The sequence below is a fragment of the Tropicimonas sp. TH_r6 genome, from assembly GCF_033101155.1.
GTDB lineage: Bacteria > Pseudomonadota > Alphaproteobacteria > Rhodobacterales > Rhodobacteraceae > Tropicimonas.
The window spans coordinates 36,701-49,421 of record NZ_JAWMPX010000003.1; the positions used below are offsets into that span (position 1 = coordinate 36,701).

Genomic DNA, 12,721 nt, shown 5'->3' on the forward strand with positions numbered 1-12,721 from the left:
CCGGGCCATGTCGGGTTGAGTACCCTCGCACTCCAATCGAAACGTGGCCTGAAGAGGCAGCTTCCAAGTCTCTACCATCCCCATCGCGCGACATCTGCAGCCCTCAATGGCCTGCAGCAGACCATGCGGCGACGCAGCGAAATGCTGCCACTGCGAAAAGCCCCTTGCAAGAGCCTGCGCAATAATCTACCCAACTCCGAGCAAATATCGAAATATCCTTGCCGGAGAGAGTCATGAGCTTCCGCATTCAGCCCGCCGCCCCTGCCCGTCCGAACCGCTGCCAACTCTTCGGCCCCGGCTCCCGACCGGCGATCTTCGAGAAGATGGCCGCGAGCGCTGCGGATGTGATCAATCTCGACCTTGAGGATTCGGTGGCCCCGGATGACAAGCCGGAGGCGCGCAAGAATATCATCCAGGCCATCGGCGACGTGGATTGGGGCGCCAAGACGCTCTCCGTCCGCATCAACGGACTCGACACGCCTTTCTGGTATCGCGACGTGGTGGACCTGCTGGAGCAGGCCTCGGACCGCATCGACCAGATCATGATCCCGAAGGTCGGCTGCGCCGGCGACATCTATGCCGTTGACGCGCTGGTCACCGCCATCGAGAGCGCCAAGGGACGGAGCAAGCCGATCAGCTTCGAGGTCATCATCGAGAGCGCCGCCGGCATCGCCCATGTCGAGGAGATTGCAGCAGCCTCCCCCCGCATGGAGGCAATGAGCCTCGGGGCTGCCGATTTCGCCGCCTCGATGGGCATGCAAACCACCGGCATCGGCGGCACGCAGGAGAATTACTACATGATCCGCGAGGGCGTAAAGCACTGGTCGGATCCGTGGCACTGGGCGCAGGCGGCGATCGTCGCGGCCTGCCGGACCCATGGCGTGCTGCCGGTGGACGGGCCGTTCGGTGATTTCTCCGACGATGACGGCTATGTCGCTCAGGCACGGCGCTCGGCGACGCTGGGCATGGTCGGCAAATGGGCGATCCATCCCAAGCAGATCGGCCTGGCCAACGAGGTGTTCACGCCGTCCGAGGCCGCCGTGGCCGAGGCGAAGGAAATTCTCGCGGCGATGGAGAAAGCAAAGGCCGAGGGGGCCGGCGCAACCGTCTACAAGGGACGGCTGGTCGACATTGCCTCGATCAAGCAGGCCGAAGTGATCGTGAAACAGGCGGAACTCATCGCCGGCTGATCCACGCGACCCGGTCCTGCCGCGCCCGTTGGAAGAGGGGAGGCTTCTGACGGGCGCATTCCTGTCTGCGCGCCGATTGCTGCCGCTCCCGGATCAGGAGCCGCGAGCGTAGCGGAAAGCGGCAGACGCGCCCCAGCCCGCTGCAATGGCGATGGCCAGCGACAGGATGCCGTAAATCAGCGCATGATCCTGCGCGAGATTGTAGATCCAGCGCTCGATCCCGACCTTCCGAACATTCAGGACACGGGTGTATTGCGACACCACCTGCTTGTCGCGCGTCAGGAAGATGCGGACCGTGTAGATACCTTCGACGAGATTTGAAGGCAGCTTGAAGTCGGTCCGGAACAGAGTCTGTTTCTGGAGCTGAACCTCATAGGGCATTTCTTCATATAGGCCGTCTTCGGTCCGGATACGGATCAGCGCCTCGGTGAAGGCCTCGGCATCGCCAACCTCGTTCACGCCGCCGATCTCGCGGATTGCATGGGGAATCGAGATGTGGTGGCGACGGTCCTCGGACTCGCTGAGAATGTCGCTCAGCGCCAGCGAGGAGGCCACCTTGTAAAGCGCAGGTGCGGCATCGACCTCCAGCGCCTCGGCATTGATCCAGATCCCGGCCTTGCGGGCTTTCTTGCGCACGGTCACCGCCTCCAACGGGCCGGAGACGGTGATGATCACGTCGATCTCGGGATTGGCGGGATCGAAGTCGGCGGCGCCCTGCACATGGCGCACCGCCCCGAAGACGAGGATCTCGGATCCCGAGAAACTGGCGGTGATGGCAACCCGGCTCTGGCTCAGATCAGCGACGATCTCTTGCGCCGCGGCAGGCAGGACGAGGGTCCAGAAGCTGAGAAGCAGGGCGATGAGACGCATCAGGAATGCCCTCCCGACGCGCCGAGCGAAAAGAGTTCGGAGGGCTCCAACAGCAGGTCCAGCGCCAGTTTCCCGCAAACCAGGAGGACCAGCCCGGCCAGCAACACGCGGAGCTGCTCAGCCTTGAGCTTGGTGCCGATCTGGGTGCCGATCTGGGCGCCGATCACGCCGCCGACAAGCAGCAGCACCGCCAGCGCCATGTCGACCGTATGGTTGGTCGTGGCGTGCATCAGCGTGGTGAAGGCGGTGACGACGATGATCTGGAAGAGCGAGGTGCCAACGACGACCTTGGTCGGCATGCCGAGAATGTAGATCATTGCCGGGACCATGATGAAGCCGCCGCCCACGCCCATGATCGCGGCGAGGATGCCAACGCAAATACCGACGAGGATCGGCGGGATCACGGAGATATAGAGCCCGGACGCCCGGAAGCGCATCTTGAAGGGCAAGGCCTGAACCCAACCGCGATGACGCCGTTTCGGTGGCGGAGCGGCCTCTGCCGAGCGGGCGCGGCGCAGGGCACCGAGCGACTCGATGAACATCAGCCCGCCGACAACGCCGAGGAAAACGACATAGCTCAGCGTGATGAGCAGGTCGACCTGGCCCAGCGATTTCAGGAAGTTGAAGACGATGACGCCGATCCCGGCGCCGATCAGGCCGCCGATCTGCAGCACGATCCCCATTCGAAAATCCACCGTTTTTCGTCGCAGATGCGCCAGCACACCGGAAAAGGAAGAAGCGACGATCTGGTTGGCTTCCGTGGCCACGGCAACGGCCGGCGGGATCCCGATGAACATCAGCAGCGGCGTCATCAGGAAGCCGCCGCCGACACCGAACATGCCCGACAGGATTCCCACCATGCCGCCCAGTCCGAGCAGCAGGAAGGCATTGACGGAGATTTCTGCAATGGGGAGGTAGATCTGCATGGCTCAACCCTAGACGTTTCGTCTCGCCAGGGGCAACGCAGATCCGGCGCAGCAGGACGAATCCAGCGCGGCGTGGCGGCAGGGTCCCATCGGGCGCTCATGCGGCGGCACCGAGCGAATAGGATTCGGCGGGAGGCAGGACGAGATCCAGTCCGAGCTTGAGGCAGACAGCGAGCACAAGCGCTGCGAGCAGAAACCGGAGCTGCTCGGCCTTCAGCCGCGACCCGAGCACCGAACCGAGCTGCGCGCCGGTCACCCCACCGACCAACAGCACCGTTGCGAGCAGCACATCGACCGTGTGGTTGGTTACGGCATGCATCAGGGCCGTGGCGCCGGAGACGAGGATGATCTGGAAGAGTGACGTGCCGATGACGACTTTGGTCGGCATGCCAAGGACGTAGATCATCGCCGGCACCAGTATGAAACCGCCGCCGATTCCCATGATCGCGGAGAGCAGGCCGATGACGATACCGACCAGCACCGGCGGGATGACGGAGATATAGAGGCCGGAGGCGCGGAACCGCCGTTTCATTGGCCATGTGTGGACCCAGTTGCGGTCACGCCGACGCGCAGGCGGCGCTTCGTTGCGCCGGGATCGCCTCAACGCGGCGAGCGCCTCGACAAACATCAGGCTGCCCACGGTGCCGAGCAGCGCGATATAGGAGAGATTGATCACCAGATCGATCTGCCCAAGCGATTTGAGCTCGTTGAACAGAAACATGCCAAGCACGGCGCCCACCAACCCGCCAGCCTGCAGGACCAGTCCCATCCGGATATCCACGGTTCGGCGGCGCAGGTGGTTCAACACTGCGGAGACGGAGGAGGCCATGATCTGGTTGGCGCTTGTCGCGACAGCAACCGCTGGCGGGACGCCGACGAAGAACAGCAGCGGTGTCAGCAGGAACCCCCCGCCGACCCCGAATATGCCCGAGAGCAGCCCGACGAGCCCGCCAAGCCCGAGCAGCAGGAAGATGTCGAGGGAGATTCCAGCAATCGGGAGGTAGATCTGCATGGGCGCGGCTTAGACCCGCCATCCCCCTGTCACAATAGCCGTATTTGCAGTGCAGCTTAGACGGATCTGCAAGGCGTGCCGGTCTGGCTGCGGACACTCCGGGAATTCGCTGTTAGCCATAACGGCTTCGTTTTGCCATCGGGCTGATCGGCAATCAGTCCGAGCATGCGCGATTGGCTCGGCGCAGTATAGTCACCCGCGTTTGGCGACCGCAGAGAAATGAAAGGGACGGCAGCCTGTGACTGCCGTCCCCGTGTCTTCCAGTTTACCCTGCGGTGAAGCTGGCCGGTTGCCCGACTCAGCGCTCCTTCACATAAGGCTGCCCGCCCGCGCGCGGCGGGATCGCCTTGCCGACGAAGCCGGCGAGGATGACCACCGTCAGGATGTAGGGCATGCTGTCGAGAAGTTGCACCGGCATCTTGAACGGGAAGAGCGCCTCGACCACGTCGGTCCGCAGCGCCAGCGCCTGCAGCAACCCGAAGAGCAGGCAGGCGCCAAGCGCGTGCCAGGGCCGCCACTTGGCGAAGATCAGCGCGGCCAGCGCGATATAGCCCCGCCCCGCCGTCATGTCCTTGACGAAGCCGGCCTGGAGGCCGGTGGCTAGGTAGGCACCGGCGAGGCCGCACAGCACACCCACGATGATCATCGAGGAATACCGCAGCCCGACCACGGAGATACCAGCGGTGTCGACCGCGGCGGGATTTTCGCCCACGGCGCGCAGGCGCAGGCCGAACCGGGTCCGGTAGAGCACCCACCAGGTCGCGGGCACGGCCAGAAGCGCGATATAGACGAGGATCGAATGCCCCGAGATCAGCTCCGAGTAGAGCTGCTGGAGCGGTCCGGCCTCGGCGATCAGCGGGTTGAGCGGCCGCCCGGTCTCGGCGGCTTCGGTCGGACCGATGGCGAAGGGCAGCTCGACCCCTTCGAACCGCGCCCCGCCCATCAGCGAGGGCGTGCGCCCGCCCTGGTGGAACCAGCTCTGGGCGATCAGAACCGTCATGCCGGAGGCGAGGAAGTTGAGCGCCACGCCCGAGATCAGCTGGTTGCCACGGAAGGTGATCGAGGCGATGCCGTGGATACCGGCAAAGACGATCGAGGCCGCGACCCCGGCCATCAGCCCGATCCAGACCGAGCCGGTCGTATAGGCAAAGGCAGCGGAGAAAAAGGCCGAAACCAGCATCTTGGCTTCCAGCCCGATATCGAAAATGCCCGAGCGTTCCGAGAAGAGCCCGGCGAGACAGGCCAGCAGCAGCGGCGTGGCCAGGCGCAGGGTCGAGTCGAGGACCTGGATGAGGGTGGAGAAGGTATCCATGTCTTATTCCCCCGCCTGCGCGTTGCGGCGTCGCCACAGGAAGAAACGTTCGATCGGCATGCGCACCATGTTGTCGAGCGCACCGGTGAAGAGGATGACGAGGCCCTGGATGACCACGATCAGCTCGCGCGGGATCGAGGTCCAGAGCGCCAGCTCCGCCCCGCCCTGGTAGAGGAAGCCGAACAGGATCGCGGCGAGCAGCACCCCGAGCGGGTGATTGCGCCCCATCAGCGCCACGGCGATGCCGATGAAGCCGGCCCCCTCGACCGAGTTGAGCACCAGCCGTTCGGCCTCGCCCATCACGTTGTTGACGGCCATCAGCCCGGAGAGCCCGCCGGAGATCAGCATCGCGACGACGATGATCTTGGTGGGCGAGATGCCGGCATAGACCGCCGCCGATTCGGACTTGCCGAAGGCGCGCAGCTCGAAGCCGAACCGCGTCCGCCAGAGCAGCAGCCAGACCAGCACGCAGGCCACCAGCGCCACCAGGAAGGCGACATTGGCCGGAGCCGTTTTCGAGAACGGGATGCCGACAAGGGCAAGGATGTCATGCAACGAAGGCAGGTTGGTGCTGTCGGGGAACTTGGCCGAGGCCGGGTCCATCGAGCCCTCTGGGCGCATCACGTTGACCAGCATGTAGTTCAGCACGGCAAGGCCGATGAAGTTGAACATGATGGTGGTGATAACGATATGGCTGCCGCGCCGGGCGGCCAGCCAAGCTGGCAGGAAGGCCCAGGCGGCCCCGAAAAGCGCGCCCCCCGCCATCGCCGCAACAAGCGCCACCGTCCAGTGCGGCCAGGGCAGCGCCAGGCAGACCAGCGCGACGCCCAGCCCCCCGAGCGTCGCCTGCCCCTCGGAGCCGATATTGAACATCGCGGCATGAGAAGCCACGGCAAAGGCCAGCCCGGTGAAGATGAAATTGGTGGCGTAGAACAGCGTGTAGCCCCAGCCATAGGTCGAGCCAAAGGAGCCCTGCACCATCAGCTTGAGCGCCGCCCAGGGGTCTTCGCCGATCCCCAGGATCACCAGCGCGGAGATCACCATTGCCAGCAGCAGCGAGATCAGCGGCACCAGCAGCATGTCGGCCCATTTCGGCATCGCGTCCATCAGGCGCTCCCCCCGTTCGTCACGCCCGCCATCAGCAGGCCAAGCTCGCCTTCATTCGTTTCGCCCGGAAGGCGTTCGCCCATGATCTTGCCGTCGAACATGACGGCGATCCGGTCCGAAAGGCCCATGATCTCGTCCAGCTCCACCGAGACCAGAAGGATCGCCTTGCCGGCATCGCGCAGGTCGACAATCCGCTGGTGGATGAACTCGATGGCACCGATATCGACGCCGCGGGTCGGCTGCCCGACCAGCAGCAGGTCCGGGTTGCGCTCGATCTCGCGGGCCAGCACCAGCTTCTGCTGGTTGCCGCCCGAGAAGCTCTTCGCCTCCAGGTGGGCATGGGGCGGACGGACATCGAACCGCTCCATCTTGCCCTCGGTCTCCTCGCGGATACCGGCATTGTCCATCAGCCAGCCATTGTTATAGGTCGGGTCCCATTGATAGCCGAAGACGATGTTCTCCCAGGCGGCGAAATCCATGATCAGGCCGGCGCGCTGTCGGTCTTCGGGCACATGGGCGATGCCGCGTTCGCGGCGCGAGCGGCCGTCGGAATGCCGCCCCGTCAGGTCGATCTGCTGGCCGTTGATTTCGACCTGGCCGGTTGCCCGCTCGATCCCGCCGAGCACCCGCAGGAGCTCGGACTGGCCATTGCCGGAGACGCCGGCAATGCCGAGGATCTCGCCGGCGCGGACCTCCAGGCTGATGCCCTTGAGGCGCTCGACCTTGTCGTCATCGACAACCTTGAGATTGTCCACCTTGAGGACTGTCCTGCCCGGCTGGGCCGGTTTCTTGTCCACCCTGAGCAGCACCTTGCGGCCGACCATCAACTCGGCCAGCGCCTCGGGCGAGGTCTCGGCGGTCTTGACGGTGGCGGTCATCTCACCGCGCCGCATCACGGAGACCGTGTCGGTCACATCCATGATCTCGCGCAGCTTGTGGGTGATCAGGATGATCGTCTTGCCCTCGTCGCGCAGGCCCCGGAGGATGCGGAAGAGGTGGTCGGCCTCTGCCGGCGTCAGCACGCCGGTGGGCTCGTCGAGGATCAGGATTTCTGCTTCGCGATAGAGCGATTTGAGGATCTCGACCCGCTGCTGCATGCCGACGCCGATCTCCTCGATCACGGCGTCCGGGTCCACATCCATCTCGTATTCTTCGGCGATCTCGGTCAGGTGCTTTCGCGCATTCGACATTGTCGTGCGCAGCAGCGCGCCCTCTTCGGCGCCGAGGACCACGTTTTCGAGAACGGTGAAGTTCTCGACCAGCTTGAAATGCTGGAAGACCATTCCGATGCCGGCGGCGATCGCGGCCTGGCTGTCGGGGATCTGGGTTTCCTGTCCGTTGATCAGGATCTCGCCCCGATCGGCCTTGTAGAAGCCGTAGAGGATCGACATCAGGGTCGACTTTCCCGCGCCGTTCTCGCCGATGATGCCATGGATCGCGCCCTTGGCCACCGAGAGCGAAATATCCTTGTTTGCCTGGACCGGACCGAAGGCCTTCGAAATTCCACGCAATTCAATCGCGGGAGCTTGGTCACCCATTGTGCTACTCCACCCGGCAGATGCGTCTGCCTTCGCTCCCCCTTGATGGGCTGGAAGGGGGCTGTCTTTCGACCTGGATTAAGAAAGCGGGACCCTTGCCGGGTCCCGCATCTGGTTTGCCGTCAGCGACTTAGAATTCGAGCGCCGGGCAGGTGTCGTCCGACATGTAGTCATGTACGGACAGCTCGCCGGACGCGATCTTGGCAGCGGCCTCGTCGGCAGCGGCTTTCCAGTTGGCGTCAACGATCGGACCGTTGTTTTCGTCCATCGCGAAGCCCACGCCGTCATTGGAAACACCCATGACCATCACGCCGGTCTCGAAGCCGGGACCGTCGGAGAAGGCCTTCTCGACCGCGTTGTCCACGCGCTTGACCATCGAGGTCAGGACCTTGCCCGGGTGCAGGTGGTTCTGGTTGCTGTCCACGCCGACGGACAGGATGCCGCCATCAACCGCAGCTTGCAGCACGCCAACGCCGGTGCCGCCGGCAGCGGCGAAGACCACGTCGGCGCCCTGGGAGATCTGGGCCTTGGTCAGCTCGGAGCCCTTGACCGGGTCATTCCAGGCAGCCGGCGTGGTGCCGGTCATGTTGGAGATGACGGTCGCGTCGGGGTTCACGGCCTTGACGCCCTGGGCGTAGCCGCAGGCGAATTTCCGGATCAGCGGGATGTCCATGCCACCCACAAAGCCGACAGTGCCGGATTTGGAGGCGTTGGCGGCCAGCATGCCGACGAGGAAGGAGCCTTCATGCTCGGAGAAGACCACGGAGCGCACATTCGGCTGGTCGACGACCATGTCGACGATGGCGAAGGAGGTGTCGGGGTAGTCGGGAGCGACCTCGTTGAGCACGTTGCCGAAGGCGAAGCCGGTCATGACAACAGGGTTGGCGCCGGATTCGGCGAGACGGCGCAGGGCCTGCTCGCGCTGCGCCTCGGACTGCATCTCCATTTCCTTGAAGGTGCCGCCGGTGGAATCGGCCCAGCGCTTGGCGCCGTTATAGGCGGATTCGTTGAACGACTTGTCGAACTTGCCGCCGAGATCGAAAATGATCGCGGGGTCGGCGAGGGTCGCACCGGCGGTGAGGGCCAGAGTGGCGGCTGCGCCGAGGATGCTCCGCATGATGGTCATGAATTGTCTCCCGATTGGGTCAGTTTTTGGCAGCGGGCCGGAGCGGCCCTGCTCGCGTCTTGCGAGATAGATCTCGTTTCGGATCACGAAGGGAATAAGGCCGCAGCCTGCCGGGGGGGTCAACCGATTTTATCTGTGGCAGTGGCGCATTTAGGCGCGGTGCACGGGTTGTGCGCTCTTTTGTCTAAAGCGAATTCTCGATTCCTTGGGAAAAACCGAACTATGGGTGCGGCGGTCCGCCTGTCTCTGACCCGATCCTGATCACACCGGCGCCATGATGCGGGAGGTCTTACCTTTTGACAGGTCGGCCAATCGCTCGGAGCGTCCCGAGGCGTCCGCCGAATCGGCGGACGCTGGGGGTGTTGGCCGCGATGGGTTGCCTTGCGAAGGATTTCTTCGTATCGAAGCGCCAAGGTGCCGGGCACCTGCCGCCTGCGGACGCGAGTCACGGTGAAGCCCGGAATATGAAGATACCTCACCCTCGAAGCATTTCGCAGGTGGGTAATGCAGGCCCCCTCCCAATACGAGATGCCTCTTTGGAGGAGTGAGCGATGTCTGTCAGACGCGCTGCCATTTTTGTAGAATACTTCCATCCGACCGGGTTGGCCGGGCGGGTATCCCTGTCCAATGTCCCACCGGGACCGTTTGCTCCGTCGATGAGCGGCCAGGGAACCGTCCGGGACGATATCAGTGTCGAAGGTCATTCGGGCGCCAGGCTACGGTCGGCGTTGCGCCTGTTTGTGGGCGCGGGAAAGCGGCGGGCGGCGCAGAGGCCTGCGCTGGCGTCCAAAATCATCATTCAATTCCGCGCGTCGGGCGCTCTCCCGGCAGCATTGCACGTTTGGGAGGTCGCATGACCCAGCCAACACTCGAAAACGCCAAGGCACAGGCCAAGGCACTCCGGCAGGCTCTGGAACAGGCTGGCACACAGGTCAGCCATGCGCAGGCGCTTGAACTCATCGCCCGGCAACATGGCGCGCGCGACTGGAACACCCTGCACGCCCGGCTCACACAGCGAAATACCGCGCCCGAGCTCGCCCTCGGCGTCCGGGTAAAAGGGCAATATCTCGGTCAGGCCTATTGCGGCGAGATCGTCGGCCTGTCCGGCTCCGAAGCGCATCGCCATGTGGAGATAAAGCTTGACCAGCCGGTCGACACTGTCCGGTTCGAGAGCTTCTCGAACTGGCGCCACCGCATTCGCGGCACGCTCGACATGGACAGGCGCAGCCACCGCAAGACATCAGACGGCACGCCGCACCTGAGTGTCGAACGGGTGCTGCCATGATCCCAGGCTCGGGTCGCGGGTCGATCCGCCGGGCCAATGGCTCGGCGGAGGACGCGCGCCGTGGGTGTCAGCCGAGATGGCGCGTCAGGATCAAGGCGTCAATCCGGCGGCCGTCCGGGGCCCGGTAATAGCTGTTGCGGCGTCCAGCCTCGCTGTAGCCCTGCGAGTCGTACAGGGCGCGGGCGGGGGCGTTGTCGGCACTGACCTCGAGCAACGCGGTGATGGCCCCTTCCGCGCGGGCATGGGCCTCGAATTCGGAGAGCAAGGCGCGTCCGGAGCCGGCTCGACGCGCGGATGGGGCGACGGCGAGAGTGAGCAATTCGCACTCGTCGAGCAACATCCGGCCAAGGGCGAAGCCGTCCGGGCGCGTACAGAGAAAAACGCCCTGCATGTCGAGCAGGTCGGTGAACTCGCCCTCTGTCCAGGGGCGCGGGGTCTCGAAACAGGCGGCGTGCAGGGCGGCGAGATCTGCCGGACTCACGGCAGGATTACCGGGGGCGGGTCCGATGGCGGGGCGGCATCGGCCGGGCGCACATAGAGCGGCGAGGGGCGTTCGGGCGCAAAGCCGGGGCGGCTCATGCGAGCCGCCGCGATGCGGGCGAGACGCGGGCCGATCTGTTCCAGATCGGCGGGATGGGCGGTGCCACCGGTTTGGCGGGCGATCTCCTCGGCACAAGGGCCGATGACAGCTCCACCCCTTGGCAAGTCCGGGTAGGACGCGAGGTCGGCAGGATCCATGAGTTCCGGGGCAGTGGCGGCTGTGCCCTCTGTCAGCTGCTGGACATAGACCCGGTCGCGCGGCGCGGAGAGGAGTGCGAGGCAATTCCCGCCCTCTGCATGGGCCGCGGCCATGATCTCGAAATTCGACACGCCGATCGCGGGGATGCCAAGCGACAGCGCAAGGCCGCGCGCGGCGGCGACAGAGATCCGTATACCGGTGAAATTGCCCGGACCGATGCCGACCGCGATCGCGTCGAGATCATTCCATGTCAGGGCGTTTTGTTCGAGCATCGCCTCGAGCAGTGGGAAGAGCGCCTCGGCCTGCCCGCGCGCCATTGGCTCGAGGGCCTCGGCAAGAATTTCGCCGCCCCGGATCAGGGCGGCGGCGCAATGCGGACCAGAGGTGTCAAAGGCAAGGAGGGTGGGATGCGTCATGTGGCGGATCGATCCGGGCTGACCTCCTGGAGTGTCGGCGTCGCTCAGACGGCGACGGGGCGAACTTCGAGCACTTCCGGAATGTAATGCCGCAGCAGGTTCTCGATGCCCATCTTCAGCGTCAGCGTTGAGGAGGGGCAGCCGGCGCAGGCGCCCTGCATGTGGAGATATACGACGCCGCGGTCGAAGCCGTGGAAGGTGATGTCGCCGCCATCCTGGGCCACCGCCGGACGCACGCGTGTGTCCAGCAGCTCCTTGATCTGGTTGACGATATCGGCATCCTCGCCGTCATGCTCGGCATGCCCGCCGGCACCGGCATCGCTGCCATCGGCAATGGCGGGCTGGCCGGACTGGAAATGCTCCATGATGGCGCCGAGGATCGCGGGCTTCACATGTTCCCACTCGACTGCATCCGCCTTGGTCACGGTGACAAAATCATTGCCGAAAAAGACGCCCGCCACGCCGTTCACCGCGAAGATCCGGCTTGCAAGCGGCGACGTTCCCGCCGTCTCCGCGCTCGGGAAATCGGCGGTGCCGGTCTCGAGGACGGTCTGGCCGGGCAGGAACTTGAGGGTGGCCGGGTTCGGCGTGTTTTCGGTCTGGATGAACATCGGATGGGCCTCTCTGGCAGGGTCGTGTGTATATGCGCCCTTCACCGGGGGGAGTCAATATCTTGGAATCATTCTAAACTGGTCACCGCCGGCTCAGGTAATCGCTTCGAGCTGGTCCTTGGAGAGCCCGCCGGGCACGATAGTCAGCGGGATCGGCAGGGTTCCGGCGCTCTTGGAGAGCTGGGTGATGAGCGGCCCGGGGCCGCCTTTGCCGGTGGCGGCACCCAGCACAAGAACGCCGATCTCCTTGTCTTCGCGGATCTGGGTGAGCAGCTCGGGCAGCGGCTCGCCCTCGCGGATAACCAGATGTGGGTCGATGCCCTGGCGGTCATGCATCCACTTGGCGAAAACGTTGAAATGCGCCTCGATGCGCTCGCGGGCTTCGGCGCGCATGATGTCGCCGACACCGATCCAGTGGTTGAACTCCTCAGGCGCGATGATCGAGAGGATCTCGACCCCGCCGCCGGTATTGGACGCCCGCATGGCGGCGAAACGCATGGCGTTCAGGCATTCGCGGCTGTCATCCAGAACGACGAGAAACTTGCGCATTCGGTTCCCTCCTCTTGCCAGCCCCTGCGGGGACCGGCTT

13 protein-coding genes are annotated in these 12,721 nt (G+C 64.6%); 2 read left to right on the forward strand and 11 right to left on the reverse strand.

Annotated elements, in window-relative coordinates:
* The first annotated feature begins 233 nt into the window (after nt 1-233).
* Nucleotides 234-1,190 (forward strand): L-malyl-CoA/beta-methylmalyl-CoA lyase, encoded by a 957-nt coding sequence (locus R3X27_RS04185; RefSeq protein WP_317707574.1) that lies wholly within the window; start codon nt 234-236, stop codon nt 1,188-1,190.
* 93 nt (nt 1,191-1,283) lie between these two features.
* On the opposite strand, the gene R3X27_RS04190 is transcribed toward R3X27_RS04185, so the two are convergent.
* The 7 genes from R3X27_RS04190 to R3X27_RS04220 form a co-directional block, all read right to left on the reverse strand.
* A complete protein-coding gene (locus R3X27_RS04190; RefSeq protein ID WP_317707575.1) occupies nt 1,284-2,060 on the reverse strand; it encodes a TIGR02186 family protein in 777 nt (258 codons plus the stop codon).
* Nucleotides 2,060-2,986: a sulfite exporter TauE/SafE family protein gene (locus tag R3X27_RS04195; RefSeq protein WP_317707576.1), complete on the reverse strand. Its 927-nt coding sequence runs from the start codon at nt 2,984-2,986 to the stop codon at nt 2,060-2,062. The genes R3X27_RS04190 and R3X27_RS04195 overlap by 1 nt, the downstream gene beginning before the upstream one ends.
* Nucleotides 2,987-3,083: 97 nt before the next feature.
* Entirely contained in the window at nt 3,084-3,998 is a 915-nt protein-coding gene (locus tag R3X27_RS04200; RefSeq protein ID WP_317707577.1) for a sulfite exporter TauE/SafE family protein, read from the reverse strand.
* A gap of 298 nt (nt 3,999-4,296) precedes the next feature.
* Nucleotides 4,297-5,310: an ABC transporter permease gene (locus tag R3X27_RS04205; protein WP_317707578.1), complete on the reverse strand. Its 1,014-nt coding sequence runs from the start codon at nt 5,308-5,310 to the stop codon at nt 4,297-4,299.
* Between the two features lie 3 nt (nt 5,311-5,313).
* Nucleotides 5,314-6,417 carry an ABC transporter permease gene (locus tag R3X27_RS04210; protein WP_317707579.1) on the reverse strand — a complete coding sequence of 368 codons (1,104 nt, stop codon included), beginning with the start codon at nt 6,415-6,417 and terminating at the stop codon, nt 5,314-5,316.
* Nucleotides 6,417-7,955: an ABC transporter ATP-binding protein gene (locus tag R3X27_RS04215; RefSeq protein WP_317707580.1), complete on the reverse strand. Its 1,539-nt coding sequence runs from the start codon at nt 7,953-7,955 to the stop codon at nt 6,417-6,419. Before R3X27_RS04215 ends, R3X27_RS04210 begins: the two co-directional genes overlap by 1 nt.
* A gap of 130 nt (nt 7,956-8,085) precedes the next feature.
* Nucleotides 8,086-9,081 carry a BMP family ABC transporter substrate-binding protein gene (locus R3X27_RS04220; protein WP_317707581.1) on the reverse strand — a complete coding sequence of 332 codons (996 nt, stop codon included), beginning with the start codon at nt 9,079-9,081 and terminating at the stop codon, nt 8,086-8,088.
* Between the two features lie 853 nt (nt 9,082-9,934).
* Between R3X27_RS04220 and R3X27_RS04225 the strand changes: the two genes are divergently transcribed.
* Nucleotides 9,935-10,366 (forward strand): glyoxalase superfamily protein, encoded by a 432-nt coding sequence (locus R3X27_RS04225; RefSeq protein WP_317707582.1) that lies wholly within the window; start codon nt 9,935-9,937, stop codon nt 10,364-10,366.
* Between the two features lie 67 nt (nt 10,367-10,433).
* On the opposite strand, the gene R3X27_RS04230 is transcribed toward R3X27_RS04225, so the two are convergent.
* The 4 genes from R3X27_RS04230 to R3X27_RS04245 all read right to left on the reverse strand — a co-directional run bounded on the left by R3X27_RS04230 (nt 10,434) and on the right by R3X27_RS04245 (nt 12,681).
* Complete coding sequence (locus R3X27_RS04230; protein WP_317707583.1) at nt 10,434-10,847, reverse strand: GNAT family N-acetyltransferase; 414 nt, start codon at nt 10,845-10,847, stop codon at nt 10,434-10,436.
* Nucleotides 10,844-11,521, reverse strand: a complete 678-nt coding sequence (tsaB, locus tag R3X27_RS04235) for a tRNA (adenosine(37)-N6)-threonylcarbamoyltransferase complex dimerization subunit type 1 TsaB (RefSeq protein WP_317707584.1) — start codon at nt 11,519-11,521, stop codon at nt 10,844-10,846. The genes R3X27_RS04230 and tsaB overlap by 4 nt, the downstream gene beginning before the upstream one ends.
* Nucleotides 11,522-11,565: 44 nt before the next feature.
* Complete coding sequence (locus tag R3X27_RS04240; protein WP_317707585.1) at nt 11,566-12,132, reverse strand: NifU family protein; 567 nt, start codon at nt 12,130-12,132, stop codon at nt 11,566-11,568.
* Between the two features lie 93 nt (nt 12,133-12,225).
* Nucleotides 12,226-12,681, reverse strand: coding sequence for a universal stress protein (locus R3X27_RS04245; RefSeq protein WP_317707586.1), 456 nt, complete (start codon nt 12,679-12,681; stop codon nt 12,226-12,228).
* Nucleotides 12,682-12,721: the final 40 nt, after the last annotated feature.